The 14,812-nt window shown below is 45.2% G+C and carries 16 protein-coding genes; all 16 read left to right on the top strand.

The features are described 5' to 3' along the window. Entirely contained in the window at window positions 1–969 is a 969-nt protein-coding gene (locus KJS63_RS02710) for a sugar phosphate isomerase/epimerase family protein (protein ID WP_213617847.1), read from the top strand. A 254-nt stretch (window positions 970–1,223) separates the two neighbouring features. Further along, entirely contained in the window at window positions 1,224–1,538 is a 315-nt protein-coding gene (locus KJS63_RS02705) for a winged helix-turn-helix transcriptional regulator (RefSeq protein WP_068616857.1), read from the top strand. A gap of 64 nt (window positions 1,539–1,602) precedes the next feature. Beyond that, the gene (locus KJS63_RS02700) at window positions 1,603–2,169 is read left to right on the top strand and encodes an FAD-dependent oxidoreductase (RefSeq protein ID WP_213617846.1); all 567 of its coding nucleotides are present in this window, start codon (window positions 1,603–1,605) and stop codon (window positions 2,167–2,169) included. Between the two features lie 164 nt (window positions 2,170–2,333). Next, a complete protein-coding gene (gene ric, locus KJS63_RS02695) occupies window positions 2,334–3,038 on the top strand; it encodes an iron-sulfur cluster repair di-iron protein (protein ID WP_213617845.1) in 705 nt (234 codons plus the stop codon). A gap of 161 nt (window positions 3,039–3,199) precedes the next feature. Further along, complete coding sequence (gene nirB, locus KJS63_RS02690; protein ID WP_213617844.1) at window positions 3,200–5,635, top strand: nitrite reductase large subunit NirB; 2,436 nt, start codon at window positions 3,200–3,202, stop codon at window positions 5,633–5,635. A gap of 23 nt (window positions 5,636–5,658) precedes the next feature. After that, a complete protein-coding gene (gene nirD / locus KJS63_RS02685; protein ID WP_213617843.1) occupies window positions 5,659–6,009 on the top strand; it encodes a nitrite reductase small subunit NirD in 351 nt (116 codons plus the stop codon). Between the two features lie 279 nt (window positions 6,010–6,288). After that, window positions 6,289–6,438 carry a hypothetical protein gene (locus KJS63_RS26075; protein WP_244862470.1) on the top strand — a complete coding sequence of 50 codons (150 nt, stop codon included), beginning with the start codon at window positions 6,289–6,291 and terminating at the stop codon, window positions 6,436–6,438. 56 nt (window positions 6,439–6,494) lie between these two features. After that, window positions 6,495–7,130: an IS110 family transposase gene (locus KJS63_RS26070; RefSeq protein ID WP_244862469.1), complete on the top strand. Its 636-nt coding sequence runs from the start codon at window positions 6,495–6,497 to the stop codon at window positions 7,128–7,130. Window positions 7,131–7,677: 547 nt separating this feature from the next. Continuing rightward, window positions 7,678–7,863, top strand: a complete 186-nt coding sequence (locus tag KJS63_RS02675) for a hypothetical protein (RefSeq protein ID WP_213617842.1) — start codon at window positions 7,678–7,680, stop codon at window positions 7,861–7,863. A gap of 61 nt (window positions 7,864–7,924) precedes the next feature. Continuing rightward, window positions 7,925–8,113 carry a hypothetical protein gene (locus tag KJS63_RS02670; protein WP_213617841.1) on the top strand — a complete coding sequence of 63 codons (189 nt, stop codon included), beginning with the start codon at window positions 7,925–7,927 and terminating at the stop codon, window positions 8,111–8,113. 88 nt (window positions 8,114–8,201) lie between these two features. After that, window positions 8,202–9,677: a radical SAM protein gene (locus tag KJS63_RS02665; protein ID WP_213617840.1), complete on the top strand. Its 1,476-nt coding sequence runs from the start codon at window positions 8,202–8,204 to the stop codon at window positions 9,675–9,677. Window positions 9,678–9,719: 42 nt separating this feature from the next. Continuing rightward, window positions 9,720–10,964, top strand: coding sequence for a radical SAM protein (locus KJS63_RS02660; protein ID WP_213617839.1), 1,245 nt, complete (start codon window positions 9,720–9,722; stop codon window positions 10,962–10,964). Then, window positions 10,961–11,122, top strand: a complete 162-nt coding sequence (locus KJS63_RS02655; RefSeq protein WP_213617838.1) for a hypothetical protein — start codon at window positions 10,961–10,963, stop codon at window positions 11,120–11,122. Before KJS63_RS02660 ends, KJS63_RS02655 begins: the two co-directional genes overlap by 4 nt. Before the next feature lie 3 nt (window positions 11,123–11,125). Further along, the gene (locus KJS63_RS02650) at window positions 11,126–12,805 is read left to right on the top strand and encodes an ABC transporter ATP-binding protein (RefSeq protein ID WP_213617837.1); all 1,680 of its coding nucleotides are present in this window, start codon (window positions 11,126–11,128) and stop codon (window positions 12,803–12,805) included. Window positions 12,806–12,842: 37 nt separating this feature from the next. Then, window positions 12,843–13,763: an ABC transporter ATP-binding protein gene (locus KJS63_RS02645; protein WP_213617836.1), complete on the top strand. Its 921-nt coding sequence runs from the start codon at window positions 12,843–12,845 to the stop codon at window positions 13,761–13,763. Between the two features lie 32 nt (window positions 13,764–13,795). Then, window positions 13,796–14,548 carry a hypothetical protein gene (locus tag KJS63_RS02640; RefSeq protein ID WP_213617835.1) on the top strand — a complete coding sequence of 251 codons (753 nt, stop codon included), beginning with the start codon at window positions 13,796–13,798 and terminating at the stop codon, window positions 14,546–14,548. Window positions 14,549–14,812: the final 264 nt, after the last annotated feature.

Here is a 14,812-nt window from a genome sequence, read left to right as displayed (position 1 = left end):
ATGAAACTAGGTGTATTTCTTGTACTTTTTGGAGACCGTTCTTTTGAAGAGGCCCTTGATTTTGTCGCATCCCAAGGCGTAAAAGCTGTAGAGATTGGTACAGGAGGAAATCCTGGCAACAAACACTGCAAGCCGGATGAGCTGCTGGAGAACAAGTCAGCACGCGATGCATTTAAGAAGGCTCTCGATTCCAGGGGCATTACCATCAGCGCGCTTAGCTGTCATGGTAACCCGCTGCATCCGCAGAAGGCGCTTGCCAAGGCGGATCATGATGATTTTGTAAAAACGGTGCAGCTTGCCGAATTATTGGAAGTTCCCGTTGTAAATACATTCTCCGGATGCCCGGGGGATCACGAGGATGCGAAATATCCGAACTGGCCTGTGGCCCCATGGCCGAATGACTACCAAGAGATTCTGAAGTGGCAGTGGGAGAACAAGGTTATCCCTTACTGGAGCGAATGGGGGAAATATGCGGCAGACCATCATGTGAAGGTCGGTCTCGAGCTTCACGGCGGCTTCTCTGTTCATACACCAGCTACGCTGCTTCGCCTCAGGGAAGCTGCAGGTGAAGCGATCGGGGCCAATCTTGACCCGAGTCATATGTGGTGGCAGGGGATTGATCCAGTTCAAGCGATCCATATTCTCGGCCGTGAAGGTGCGATTCACCACTTCCACGCTAAAGATACGGTGATTGATCCCATCAATGTGAACAAATACGGGATTACGGATATGCAGTCCTACACCAACATGCTTGACCGGGCTTGGCAGTTCCGGACGGTCGGATACGGCCATGACAGCAAGACGTGGGCGGATATTGTGAGTGCGCTGCGCCTTGTTGGTTATGATTATGTGGTCAGCATTGAGCATGAAGACGGCCTGATGTCGATCGAGGAAGGCTTTACCAAGGCTGTCCGCAACCTTCAGCCGATTATTATTGAAGATTCAAGCGCGGATATGTGGTGGGTGTAAAATAACCAAATAAGTTCCACCTAATAGAGCCAAACTACCTTCTGGAAGAGCCGGAAGCGGGTTTGGCTCTTTTTCGCCCAGAATTTTAATTGTAAAATCAGTGTCAAAGTTCATTTTGTATACCATCGCACGTATATATTGTATAATCAGATATTATCCGTTTCATTTATAAGCAAAATGTTGTAAAATATATATACTAACTAAACGTAAGTTTTTTCGGTTAACCCTGACCGGACGACGAAGAGGTGATTTTTGTGGAGGATCAATGGGTTTTGTGTCCGCGATTTGAGTCTGCATTCTCTTTTTTGGGGAAAAGATGGAATGGTCTGATTATACAGACATTGATGAGCGGTCCGAAGCGCTTTAAGGATATTTCCGGACTGATTCCGTCTATGAGTGATAAAATGCTGTCTGAACGCATGAAGGATCTGGAATGTGAAGGGATACTGGTACGTCATGTATACCCGGAGACCCCGGTTAGAATTGAATATGAGCTGACAGACAAAGGCAGGGCGCTGCGTCCTGTCATGGAGCAGATTCAATCCTGGGCAGAAGCCTGGGTAGAATAATATAAGCCAGCCCGGTCTTTAGACAGACGGGCAGGCTTGATTCTTACAGAGAGTAGGTGCTTTAGTGGCAGAGATCATTATTATCGGAGCAGGACCAGCTGGAGCCAGTGCAGCATTATTCCTGGCCAAAGCAGGCAAAGAGACCTTGGTAATTGACAGCAACACCAGTATGACCAAGCGGGCCTGGATTGAGAACCACTATGGCGTCAAAGATATCTCTGGTCCTGATCTGCTGAAGATTGGGCGTGAGCAGGCTGCAAAATTTGGTGCCAAGTTCATCGAGGAGAAGGTTACCGTAGTGGATACGAATGGCGGTCAAACCGTTAAGATCAAGACTGAATCCGGGAGAGTCTATGAAGCTTCTTATGTGATTCTTGCAACGGGAGCGCTTACTGACTTGGCGAAGCAAACCGGGCTTGAGCTTAAGGAAGGTATTGAACCAAGAATTAAGACGGTAATTGCAACTGATGGTGCTGGCCGAACCAGCAATCCTAGAATTTGGGCGGCAGGGACGGCTGCAGGAGTAAGCGTGCATTCGATTATCACCGCTGGAGATGGAGCAAGGGTTGCGGTGGAATTATTGAGCGAACTGAATGGTGAGCGTTATGTGCAGCATGATGTTTTGAAATAATTCAGGTTAAATTCAGTATATAAATAACGATAAGAGCTTCGGCAGGAATTCTGCCGGGCTTTTTTATTTGTCCATATTCCATGTTACTCAAATCACACACCCTAGTGCAAGGGATCAAGTACGATGTAACTAAATTCACAGACTACAGATAGGAGAGATAAAATATGGGATTAGCTGAACTGTTACTGGGCGGAGAGCAGCAAGTTAGAGATATCGTGATCCGTTTCCCCAAATCCAGCGATTATTTCCGCAGCCGCAGAATTGATTTCTGCTGCGGAGGGAACCGTCCGCTGCAAGAGGCTGTTGAAGAGAGAGGGCTCATCCTGGAGGAAGTGCTGAATGATCTTCGCCAGATGGTCAATGAACACCCTACTGCCAAGGAAGAGAACGATTATACCCGTTGGAACTCCTGTGATCTTATTGCTCATATCGTTAACAAGCATCATGCTTATTTGCGGCAGGAACTCCCGCATATAGAGCAGAACGTGAATAAAGTGTTCCGTGTACATGGACAGCATGAAGCGCATTTGGCCGAGGTACACCGGTTGTTCGGACAATTGAAGGCGGAACTGCTTGAGCATACCGAGAAGGAAGAGGATGAAGTATTTCCGAAAATGGTCAATTGGGAGACCGCGCGGGAACCAGAGACATTGGTCAAATTGCAAACCTCGATTGCTGAGCTGGAAGCGGAGCATGACAAGGCGGGAAATATCCTTAAGGAAATTCGCGCATTAACCCAGGACTTTACACCGCCAGATCATGCTTGCACCACATACAGAATCACCTATTCCCGTCTGGAGGAGCTGGAGGAGATGACTTTCCAGCATGTTCATCTGGAGAATAATATATTATTCCCGCGCTATGAATAAATAGCGCATTTACAGAGGGATACAATTTTGCGGAAAAAGTTGTGAAAATAATCACTAAAGTGTGACAATTCTCACACTTCAGTTACATGGTAGTCGGTATACTTGGTTTAACAAAGGCGATAGATAATCCAATGCCTGAATTGAGTGGGAGGCATATTGATATGGATAAAAAGAAACTAGTGGTCATCGGTAACGGGATGGCTGGAATTAGTACAGTAGAGCAAATTTTAAAGTTATCTTCAAATTTTGAGATTACCGTATTTGGGAGTGAACCTCATCCCAATTACAATCGGATCATGCTTTCCTACGTGCTGGAAGGCAGCAAGACCATTGATGATATCATTCTAAATGATCTGAATTGGTATCAAGAGAACGGAATTACACTTCACACCGGAACCACGGTTACCCGTATTGACGAGAACACAAGGGAAGTTGTCGCAGAGAACGGCATTAGGGTCCCTTATGATAATGTAATTATAGCTACAGGCTCCAAACCATTCATTCTTCCTATACCAGGAAGTGATAAGGAAGGGGTTATTGGTTTCCGGGATATCGCAGACTGCAATCAGATGCTTGAGGCTGCGAAGAGCTACCGTAAGGCTGCGGTAATTGGCGGCGGATTGCTTGGATTGGAAGCTGCTAAGGGACTAGTGCATTTGGGTATGGATGTCACAGTTGTGCATCTGATGAATGATCTGATGGAACGCCAGCTTGACAGCCAGGCGGCGGCGATGCTTAAGGATGAGCTGGAGCGGCAAGGAATCAAATTTGCGATGGGCGTGCAGACGGCGGAACTGCTTGGCGGCAACCGGGTAACCGGGCTTAAGTTTACCGACGGAACCGAGCTTGAGGCTGATTTCGTAGTTATGGCTGTGGGCATCAAACCTAATATCGATGTGGCTGCTGCCAGTGGAATTCAGACAGGCCGTGGTATTCTGGTTGACGATTATATGCGCACATCTATGGAGGGCGTTTATTCGGTAGGGGAATGCAATGAGCACCGAGGTATCTGTTATGGCTTGGTTGCGCCGCTCTTCGAGCAGGGTATGGTGCTTGCGAAGCATATTTGCGGAGTGGAGACTGCGGGTTATGAGGGTTCCGTCGTCTCGACCAAGCTGAAAATCTCCGGGGTGGATGTATTCTCAACAGGAGAATTCATCGATAGTCCTGAGCATCGGGTCATTTCTCAGAAGGATGATTGGAAACGTACCTATAAGAAGATTTTGCTCAAAGACAACGTTATGGTAGGAGCGGTTCTGTTCGGAGACATTACAGAGTCGGCTAATCTTCAGAAGTTAATCAAACAGCACACAGAAATGACGGATGAACTCTATGGCCAGCTTACGGGCAGCGGTTGCTGCGGTGGCGGAGCTAAGAAGACCGCCTCTGTGGAGACAATGGCGGATGACGAGATCGTCTGCGGCTGTAACGGGGTCACCAAGAAGACAATTGTGGATGTGATCACGGAGCAGGGGCTTACTACAGTAGACGAAATTAAAGCCTGCACCGGGGCAACCCGCTCTTGCGGCGGCTGTAAGCCAATGGTGGAACAAATTCTCCAATACGTGCTTGGCGATGGTTTCAAGGAAGCTGCCAAACAGGGGATTTGCGGATGTACCACATTAAGCCGTGATGAGATCGTGGCCGAAATTCAGGCTAAAGGCTTATCAACAACTAAAGAAGTCATGAACGTTCTTGGCTGGAGTCAACCGGAAGGCTGCTCGAAGTGCCGTCCTGCGATCAACTACTACCTGGGGATGCTGTATCCGGACACCCATAGTGATGAGAAGGAATCCCGCTTTGTTAACGAGCGGATGAACGCTAATATTCAGAAGGACGGGACTTATACTGTCGTTCCACGGATGTACGGCGGCGTAACAACTCCAGAGGATCTCAAGAAGATTGCCGATGTATCGCTTAAGTATAACGTGAAGGTTGTTAAAGTGACTGGCGGCCAGCGGTTAGACTTAATCGGGGTGAAGAAGGAAGACCTTCCGAAGGTTTGGAAAGAACTGGATATGCCTTCGGGTTATGCTTACGCTAAATCTCTCCGCACGGTCAAGACCTGTGTCGGTTCGCAATTCTGCCGGTTTGGAACCCAGGATTCCATGGGAATGGGAGCTATCCTGGAACGCAAATTCGAGAGACTGGACTTCCCGGCTAAATTCAAGCTGGCGGTAAACGGCTGCCCAAGAAACTGTGCGGAGTCTTGCACGAAGGACATCGGTATTGTGGGCAATGATGGCGGCTGGGAGATCTTCATAGGCGGAAATGGCGGAATAAAAGCAAGATTGGCGGATTCGCTCTGCAAAGTAAAAACAGACGAAGAGCTGATCGAGATCTGTGGTGCTGTTATGCAATATTACAGAGAGACTGGTAAGTATCTGGAGAGAACTTCGGAATGGGTGGAGCGAATGGGGCTTGCGCAAATCCGCGAGACCGTCGTTGATAACCTGGATCAGCGTAAAGCCTTGATGGAGCGGATCGAATTTGCTCTGCAGCAGGTAGAAGATCCTTGGAAGAAAGTTATTGAGGATGAACGTGCCAAACAGACCTTGTTTAACCAGCTTCATCCAAGCGGCCATTCGGTCAAATGATCTGCTGAAGGGAGAAATCAACAATGAAACAGGAAACAACCTTTATTCCAGTGGGGAGTGTGAATGATTTCCCTGACCGGATTGGACGGACTGTCGTGGTAGGTGGCAAGGAAATTGCCATATTTCTAACTTCCGTGGGAGAGATGTATGCCATAGACAACCGCAATCCTCATCCCAAAGGAGGGCCTATGGCGGAAGGTATCGTGTCAGGATTCTATCTGTACGATCCTCTGTACGATTGGAAGATTGACTTAAGAACGGGGCTCGTCCAAGCACCCGACCAGGGACAGGTGCAAACCTACCCGGTTATGGTTAAAGACGGGATTGTATATTTGGCTGCAGCTGCACAGGAAGCCGCAGGTTTGTTGTCTTAAAATCTCAACTGTTAGTAAGATAGGGGGCCGTCCCCAACTAACATGGCTTGACGGCCACCACGATGAATGAAAATGTCTTGGCCTGCTGATCTGTATGTTCCATAATGGAACTGCAGGTCACAGGCCGAGACTTTTTTGGTAGGATAACACTCTGAGTCCCAAACTGGCCGGCCATATCCCACGAGTACCGCCAATTGTTGCCACGAGCACGTTTATAAAAATTCTTTTCTCTGAGGGTACATGACCTGCAACTTAACAATTACGGGAGTGATCTGTGGGATGGAAGCGATTTTGGAAAGGTGTGCTGGACTTGATGTACATCAAGAGACCATAGTTGCTTGTGTTCTATATGGTGATTTGGATCATAAACCTAAGCAAGAAATTCGTACTTTCTCTACAACAAAAGGACTGATCGCACTCAATGATTAGTTAAGTGATTGCAAATGCACGCATGTTGCCATGGAAAGTACAGGTGTGTATCTGGTTTGGAGGAGCAATTCACTTTAATTTTGGCGAATGCCAGACGGATCAAAAACGTACCCGGACGTAAAACGAATGTATCCGATGCAGCATGGATTGCACAATTACTTCGATCGGGGCTAATTACTCCTAGCTTTGTACCTCGAGCAGACATTCGGAGTATGCGCGATTTAACTCGTTATCGACGAAAACTGCTTCGGGATGCAACAGCTGAGAAAAATCGGATTCATACGATATTGCAAGATGCTAATTTGAAGCTTACCACTTACATTAGCGATATTTTTGGCGTATCTGCTTTATTGGAATGCGTCATTAATGGTGAAGTTTTAGTGGCTGATGAGATCAAGGAAAAAGTAAAAACTTCACTAAAGCGCAAAGTTCCTGAACTTTTGGAGGCTCTAGATGGGCGTTTGAAGAAACATCATCGGATGATGTTGGGGCTGCATATGGAGCACTTATCATTCGTTGAAAAGCAATTGAAGAAAGTAGAACTAGAAATTGATCGATTGTTAGAGCCCTATTCGGCATCCACTGAGCTGTTGGTCACCATTCCTGGAATCCAAAAAGATGCGGTGCAGAGATCAGGAATATATGTCTTGTTTTGGAGGCGATCCGCAAATTGCAGCTTGGGCAGCAAGTAAAACCAAGGGCACTCGACTCGCTTCTTTCTTTTATCGAATTCAGAAACGACGAGGACAGAAAAAGGCAACCATAGCGGCAGCCCATCTCATACTTCGAATCATTTACCGAATGCTGAAGGACAAAATACCTTACCGTGAAGTAGGCTGGGATTATATAACCTCTTCAACATCATCTGTGGAATATTGGATTAAAAAAATTGAGGCTCAGGGATTCAACGAGAAGCGAGAATCCACCGAAGCCTCTTAAAATTTGGACATTCTCGTTTTTCGGAGAGAGTGTCTTTTTGCGCTTTTTAGGAGAGATTACATTTTTGTATAAATCCTTATTTTATTAATCTTTTCTTATTAATATAAAAACTCCCATTAATATCAAATTAGATAAAATTGTGACATATATTATATTGTTATGTTCTATAAAATACTATTATTTGAATGTAATTAATAAATAACCTAATTATTTACATGTTAAATTGGATAAGGGGGCTGTGGCCGGTCGTTTGCAAGTCGCAATGATAAGTCCAAATTCCATTTAAGAGGAGAATGAGACATGGAACAACAATTTGGTACGAATGGCTGGTTGTGCGGTGTTACTTGCTTTGGAGGTTGTTTGGTAGGTTGTGCAGCAGGATGTGCAGTAGACGGTCCGATTCCTATTTCCGATGTTGTTGGTGCAACTGCTGTTAATGCAACAGCTACAACCGTATCTACAGGAGCAACAAAGTCGGCATTTTAATTCAGGTTTTTCAGGACTCTTATCTTTATATAACTTATATAATTATGAGGAGGAATTCACTATGTCTGAACAACAATTTGGTACAAACGGCTGGTTGTGTAGTGTAACTTGTTTCGGCGGATGTCTGGTAGGCTGTGCAGCAGGATGTGCGGTAGACGGTCCGGTTCCTATTTCCGATGTTATCGGAGCAACCGCTGTCAATGCGACCGCTACAACAATTACTTCAAGTAAGACAAGCTCTGCACTCTAAGCTAATAGTCGGGACATTCCGGACAGTAGGTACGGGATGTCCTCTTTATTATTAAAGTTCTTTATTCATAATTAAGGTGGGCTGAATAATGAATAATATAGGTGTATTCGAAACCAAACAGGGAAGTAAATATATTTTTGACGGGGCTACCAATATGGTTGTGCCAGCCAGCAAAGAGCTGGCTCAGCTGATTGAGAGCCACGATAAGCTGGACAGAGAGCTGATCTATGAAGTTGCAGACTTGCCGACAAGACAGTTAATGAAGAAATGGGATTTATTCAATACGCATGAGGTTGAACTGAACCAAGATATGATTCTGGATGAGCTTAGAACGTATCCTTATCCACAGCTGATTCTCGGGCTTACAGAGAATTGTAATTTGCGGTGTAAGTACTGTATCTTCTCAGGAAATTATGAAGAGATGAGAACGCATACTTTGAAGCGGATGGAGAAGGAAACTGCGCTCAAAAGTGTACAGAAATACATTGATTATATTGAAGAATGGAAAGAGTATGCACCGGATAAGCAACCGGTCATTTCATTCTACGGGGGCGAGCCCTTACTGAGATTTGATCTGATTCAGGAAGTCGTCGCTTATGTACAGCAGACAGGCTTTAAGACCATGTTCTCCATGACTACAAACGGAACGCTCCTTACAGATTCCATCATTGAATTCTTAGTTACGCATAACGTAATGGTCTCTGTCAGCCTGGACGGTTCCAAGGAGATGCACGATAAGAACAGGGTCTTTGCGAATGACCGCGGATCGTTTGATGTAGTCTATGGGAACATCCGGAAACTGCTTGCCGAGATCGAGAGACAAGGGAAAGAGCTGCTGCTCCCGACAATGATTCTAAGTTGTTACGATAATGAGACAGATATGGTCGCTATGAATGATTTCTTCATCAGGGAAAAGCATTTAATGAAGACCATGGGCGGCAGATTATCCAAGATACTGGATACTGAATTGGGAGAGAGCGGAGGCATCAATGACAGTATGTCCGTTCTTCTGGATCAATATCTTCAGGAGATTACGGATGTTAGCGGTGATTCGCGGAAGTCCGAGCTGTTTTTCAAAGAAAGGCTTTTTGGTTCCAGCCTGAAAGTAAGCCACAATCGCAACATCAATCCCTATGCCAGAAATTATTCGTCACTGCTGGGGAATGCCTGTATTCCCGGCAGTAGAATGTTCGTGGCTGTCGATGGAACCTTTCATATGTGTGAGAAGATTAGCTATCAATTTCCGATAGGTAATTGTGAAGACGGATTAGATATGAACGCAATCAGTGAAATTGTAGAAAAATGGAGTGACAAGTTTACGGAACAATGCAGGGAATGCCCGTATCAAGCTATTTGCGGCCTGTGTTATGCAAGCTGTGCTGTAGGCAACAATTTCGATGTAAAAGGAATCTGTACAACGAGAAGAACAGACATTGAGAGACAGTTGTCTGTGTTATACGGTGTCCTGGAGAAGAATCCGGATGCAATGCGTGAAATTACGGCACATAAAGACAGTATTGACCGGAAGTACGAATCCTTTCGTTTTGTAATGGATAAATGCTGAAGCTAATTGTATAAACTGCATTTACAAATGGAGGTGTCTGAAGTGTATTTTAAGACCGGAGCACACTGTTATGTTGTACAGGGAGAACGCCAGGCTTCTATATACGATTTGAGCAAAAATGTAATGCTGAATATACCGCCAACTGACGCAGCAATGCTGCTCGAACTGAACAGGGGAGTACCTGTCGAACAGGTGGGGAACATCAATTATATGCTGTTGTCACAGCTGGTAGACAAGGGGATGGGGAGCTACTATGACAATAATGCTTATATCGATAAGGTACGGTTTGGCCTCCCGCCTTCAATCAAAGATTTTGCCAAGAATAAAGTAAGAATATCCAATCTGTATCTAAACATTAACGATGAATGCAATCTGGAATGCTCTTATTGCAGCACGGATAATCGGGTGAACCGTACGACCGGGTGCAAACGGTACAGCGGATTCAGTCAAGATAACGTTATGGAGCAGAATGACTACCGGGATGTATTACAGCACAGTCAACAATTAGGCTGCAAGACACTGCACATTATCGGCGGGGAGCCGTTACTGCAATGGGATTTGCTCTCGTCAATATTAATAGAGGCGCGTATACTGGATTTCAGCAGCATATTTATTTATACGAACCTATTTAATGTTGAACAGGTGGACTGGGAGCAGCTGTCAACAGCAAGTCTTGTGATTCATGCCTCTGCGCATAATCAGGAATCATCCAATCAGCAGGTAAGGAACCGTCCTGACTTTTCAATTTTCTACGAAAATATGAATAAATTGAAAAAAACAGGAATTCCCTTCTATTTTAATGTAATATTGAACAAAATAAACTATACATTCCGAGAGGAGATTGTAGAATACTATAAACAATTTAATCCCTTGGGCATGCAGTTTAGCTTAATCCATGAAACTGGTGATGATCCGGTATACAACGAACTTTTATTCAGCGATAAAGGGGAGGGAAGTTGTTTTACCGATCTAAGCTTCTTTCATAATGTTGACTTTCATCCCTGTCTAAACGGTAAGCTGTCCGTTTTCAGGAACGGCGATGTGTCGGTATGTCCGATGATGCGGGATGAAGTGATCGGCAATGTGCTGAAGGACACCTTTAAACAGATTGTGGATAAAAGAAAGTACCAGGAGTACTGGACGTATACGCTCGATAAAGTGGATTCCTGCCAGAGCTGCAGTTCGCGGTACGCTTGCACAGATTGCCGGGCAATTGAGAGAAGCGCCGGGGGAGAGATGTCATCAAAAGTATATTGTAAGCATGCTTTAAAGGAGAACTTGGTATGAACAATCTGATTATGATTCTGAGTATTGTAGTCATCGGCATATTTACAGTTTTTCTTAATAAAAAAGTAAAGAATAAGAGCAGGATGAGCATGATTCTGGCCATCATTTTTGTCTTGTATATCTCAACCTTTCTTATTATAGGCATGTTCAAGGGTTAATTTATGAGAAAACTCTGGAGCAACCTTATGTTCTTAAGGCCGTATCTGGAAGGGAACAGACTGCTGCTGCTGCTGTCGCTTGGATCTCTTGCCGCAGTATCTTTAATTGCTATGCCTATACCGCTCATTACCGGCAGAATTATTGACAATCTGTCTTCCTCGCAGGGGACTGCAAACTTCTTATATCAACAAGTCATCATTATATTGTGTCTGCATCTGATTAGATATTTCCTGTCGCTCATCGGTAAATATTATATTGTCAAGGCCGGGACCCAGGCTTCCAACAACCTCCGGATGGAGATGATCGCTCATACGGTAGATATGCCTATGGCATTTATCGATAAGCATGACAAAGGCTATCTGATGTCACGAATTTCGGAAAGCGGAAGTGTATCCAACCTTTTTTCTCCGTCAGTTATAAATATTATCATTGGCGTGTTTGATTGTGTGATCTCCGCAGTTCTGCTGGTCCGGATTAATCCAAAGCTGTCGCTTATTGTCCTTGCGATCATCCCGCTGTATGTTGCTGTGACAGTTTGGTACAGCCGACGGATGAGTGCCAGTACGAGGAAGGTAAGTGAAAGTTCAGCGGAGATGGCAGGAGTCGTCTTTGAAACCCTTAACGGACTTGAGGAGATCAAGGTCCTGGGTGCCAAACAGCGTTACATATCGGGGATCTATACCAAGACACATCATGTCATTACAGCGATTTTGCAGCAGAACAGGAACGTTAATGGTTATATGGAAAGTTCAAGTCTCATCAGCTCCATCTCTGGAGCTGTTGTTCTACTTTTCTCCGGGATCATGATCCTGGGCAAAACACTGACTTTAGGTGACTACGTATCCTTTACAGGGTATCTGGCAAAAGTACTGGGCAATGTGCAGGCTATGGCTACCTTTGGGGTGACTATTAATCCTATTATGGTTAGTATTGATAGGGTAAGGGAATATATGGATAATAGGAATGAGGATGATGGAAGAGATGAGGTTCTTGCAGGTCCTATTGAATCGGTGAATATCAGAAATATTTCTTTTTCCTACAGAAATGAAAGTAATTCGCGGCCGGTACTGGACCAGGTCGATGAGAGCATCCACGCAGGTGATATCATAATCCTTAGTGGTGCCAACGGGTCGGGCAAAACCACCTTTATTAAGCTGCTTCTGGGTCTGTATCCTGTGAGTGAAGGAGCAATTTATTACAACGGAACGGATATTTCAACCCTTAAACTATCTGACCTGCGAAGCAAAATTTCATACGTATCACAGAACATTTATTTGTTCCAAGGTACTATATTGGACAATATTCTGCTGAACGGTCGGCAGGAACAGGCCGCTCCATTACAAGAGCTGGTTGAGAAATATCAGCTTCATTCGTTCTTCTCCGTTTTTCCGGATGCGCTGGATACGGCCATCGGTCATGGAGGAGCCAATGTCTCGGGCGGGCAGCGTCAGATGATTGCCTTTTTGAGGGCTGTACTGGCGGGCAAAGATATTGTAATTCTGGATGAACCAACGGCTAACATGGATGCCGAAACCAAAAAATGTGTTTTGAATATGATTGAGAATGAGGCTTTCTATAAAATTCTGATCATTATTTCCCATGATTCTGATTTCTTCTACTTAGGCAGGCATTTAAAGATTGGAGAACCGCGCAGTCAGCCAGCCGGCTACAGTTACACATAAACCAGGCAGCCCCTGGTAATGTACAAGGGGGAAGAACATGACATCTCCGGTTATTGAAACACGCGGACTAAACCTGACCCTGCAAGGCCATGTGGTCCTTAAGGATATGAATATCATTACTCATCCGGCGCAAATTTGTGCTCTGATTGGTGAGAATGGGGCAGGGAAAACTTCAACGATCCGCTGCATTACAGGCCTCTACCCTCCAACTGAGGGAAGATGCAGTATGTTTGGCGAGCCTTCTTATAACATGAGCCAGAAGAACAGAAACCGTTTTGGCATTGTGTTTGATGAAGGGGGACTTTACGGCGAAATGACGGCGTGGGAGAATGCGCTGTTTTTTGGGCGGCTTCGTGGAATGAATAAAGAGAGTATTGTGGAGCGGTTCAGCATGCTTGTGCAACACTTTGAATTGAAAACTGTCGTAAAAGTAGGGCAGTATTCCAAAGGTATGAAGCAGAAGCTGATGATTATACGTGAATTATTGCACGAGCCTGAGCTGTTGATTCTTGACGAGCCCTTCAACGGACTTGATCCGGATTCCAAAATTTTTTTGCGGGATAAATTGAGCAGAATCTGTTCAGAACAGGGCACATCCATCCTCATCAGCTCACATGATTTATATGACATTGAGAAAATTGCGGATCAGGTGATTATGATCCACCAAGGCCGGATTGTGGCAGATCAGGCGCTGCAGGAGATTACCGGGATCAGCGAGCATTATATTGTTATCTGCCGCAATCCGGACACAGTGGCCGAGCTCCTTCGTACTATTGAAGGGATTACGGTGGCGGGTCATGATGGGCAATCGGTAACATTTGCGGTCCAACCAGAGCTTATCGCTCAGCCGCTGCAGGTTCTGCTGGAGCATGGCGTTGAGGTAGAGGAATTTTTTAAAGAGAAAAGCTCGCTCGAGGATTTCTATAGAACTACCAAAAAAGCCGCCGCGCAACAATAAAGTAACCCATGGCCGGGAAGGAGAGGCTGTACATGCTGCCATTGTTAAGAAAAGATGTGAAAACTCTGAACTGGAAAAGGTCATTGACCATGCAGGTGCTGATGTTTGGTATTTTTTTCGTATTTACGATTGGCCAGCTGGGGGAATTGGAACAAAGTCTGGATCTGTCCATTGATGGCATTGTCCCGCTATTGCGCAAGTTAAACGAGACCCGTGAGCACCGGCTGATATTTACCAATTCTTTAATTGCTGTTGGCTTTTTGTCATCCGTACTTGTATTTGCACTGTATGTAGGCATTCCGCATGTGCTGCAGTTCTTCACCAAAGAAAAGACAGAGAAAAACTTGAGCTTTCTGCTGGCAGTGGTGTCGCGGCCCGGTAAAATTATGCTGGCGGTGTGGCTGTTCGCCCTAATTCGTGTTGTCGTCATGGCACTAATAAACGGCGTTCTTATCTGGTGTATCTTTACTGCGCTCGGATTCCGATCGGTGTGGTCTGTCAGTCTGTTCTCCTCAACTTTGACCATTATACTGGGTGTGGCAGCATTTCTGTACATTGCCAACGCTATTGTGTGGGCGACCAACGGGAGTGAGACTGTGTTGAAGATTTTCAGAATGCTGATATTAGTGGGAATTGTCGCAGCTTTTCCGGCGGTAAACTATCTGCGGATGGATTTCAGTTACCTGGATTTCCGTTATGCTGCGATCAGCGGAGGCATTTGTGTTATAACTGCACTAATGGCCCAGTTTCTAATGAGATTATTCAGGGTCGAAAAAGTCGTCTAGCTGTACACGATATCTGAGGCTTGACTACAAGGAGAATTAAGAGCGATCCTCTGCAGATAGAGGATCGCTCTTTGACGTGTGCTTTAGGCTACAGTTCCGTTCCAGGTTGCCGCTGTTTCCAAATTTGCTGATCTGCAATGTGGAGATTTAGTTACAGATGACTAGAAATCGGAGAACGCAGCATTTTAACAATTTGTATTGATGTTTAGAAGATTAAAAATTTTATTAATTTAGAAGTTCAGTTTGTGTTCCAAACGCTTCGCG

This window comes from Paenibacillus sp. J22TS3 (assembly GCF_018403205.1).
GTDB classification, from domain to species: Bacteria; Bacillota; Bacilli; order Paenibacillales; family Paenibacillaceae; genus Fontibacillus; species Fontibacillus tuaregi.
The sequence above is the reverse complement of the archived record's forward strand: the minus strand, read 5'-3'. Positions and strand labels throughout refer to the sequence as shown.

What these genes read in the sequence shown, in the direction of transcription:
- KJS63_RS02710 (WP_213617847.1), top strand. Translation starts at nt 1, where the DNA reads ATGAAACTAGGTGTATTTCTTGTACTTTTTGGAGACCGTTCTTTTGAA.
- ric (WP_213617845.1), top strand. Translation starts at nt 2,334, where the DNA reads ATGGGATTAGCTGAACTGTTACTGGGCGGAGAGCAGCAAGTTAGAGAT.
- nirB (WP_213617844.1), top strand. Translation starts at nt 3,200, where the DNA reads ATGGATAAAAAGAAACTAGTGGTCATCGGTAACGGGATGGCTGGAATT.
- nirD (WP_213617843.1), top strand. Translation starts at nt 5,659, where the DNA reads ATGAAACAGGAAACAACCTTTATTCCAGTGGGGAGTGTGAATGATTTC.
- KJS63_RS26075 (WP_244862470.1), top strand. Translation starts at nt 6,289, where the DNA reads ATGGAAGCGATTTTGGAAAGGTGTGCTGGACTTGATGTACATCAAGAG.
- KJS63_RS02675 (WP_213617842.1), top strand. Translation starts at nt 7,678, where the DNA reads ATGGAACAACAATTTGGTACGAATGGCTGGTTGTGCGGTGTTACTTGC.
- KJS63_RS02670 (WP_213617841.1), top strand. Translation starts at nt 7,925, where the DNA reads ATGTCTGAACAACAATTTGGTACAAACGGCTGGTTGTGTAGTGTAACT.
- KJS63_RS02665 (WP_213617840.1), top strand. Translation starts at nt 8,202, where the DNA reads ATGAATAATATAGGTGTATTCGAAACCAAACAGGGAAGTAAATATATT.
- KJS63_RS02655 (WP_213617838.1), top strand. Translation starts at nt 10,961, where the DNA reads ATGAACAATCTGATTATGATTCTGAGTATTGTAGTCATCGGCATATTT.
- KJS63_RS02650 (WP_213617837.1), top strand. Translation starts at nt 11,126, where the DNA reads ATGAGAAAACTCTGGAGCAACCTTATGTTCTTAAGGCCGTATCTGGAA.
- KJS63_RS02645 (WP_213617836.1), top strand. Translation starts at nt 12,843, where the DNA reads ATGACATCTCCGGTTATTGAAACACGCGGACTAAACCTGACCCTGCAA.
- KJS63_RS02640 (WP_213617835.1), top strand. Translation starts at nt 13,796, where the DNA reads ATGCTGCCATTGTTAAGAAAAGATGTGAAAACTCTGAACTGGAAAAGG.